Origin of the sequence: Cupriavidus sp. SIMBA_020, from assembly GCF_046535395.1 — a bacterium.
Lineage (GTDB): Bacteria > Pseudomonadota > Gammaproteobacteria > Burkholderiales > Burkholderiaceae > Cupriavidus > Cupriavidus campinensis.
Window position 1 is genome coordinate 1 of record NZ_JAWRWU010000460.1, and the last position, 276, is coordinate 276.

Here is a 276-nt window from a genome sequence, read left to right on the forward strand (position 1 = left end):
AGGCGCCGACCGAGCGCTTCCGCCGCACGCCATCCGTACAGGCGCTCGGCACCGTGACTCCAGAATGTGATGCGATCATCGAGCCCGTAGACGACGACGGCATCGTGCGTGAGGTTGAGCAAATCGACGTGATGGCGCAGCGTGGCGTGCACGCCCTGATTGCGCACCGCCAGAATCGACACGGCGATCAACGCGCTCAGGCTCACTGCGCAGCGCGCGATCGAACTGGGCGCGACCGGATCGTTTTGCGAAATCAGGAATCCGAGCATGGTCATT

At 63.4% G+C, this 276-nt stretch carries 1 protein-coding gene; it reads right to left on the bottom strand.

Annotated elements, in window-relative coordinates; translation table 11 throughout:
* Positions 1-276 (bottom strand): PAS domain S-box protein (locus SB751_RS30045; protein ID WP_410749027.1); only part of this gene is annotated, 276 nt, incomplete at both ends.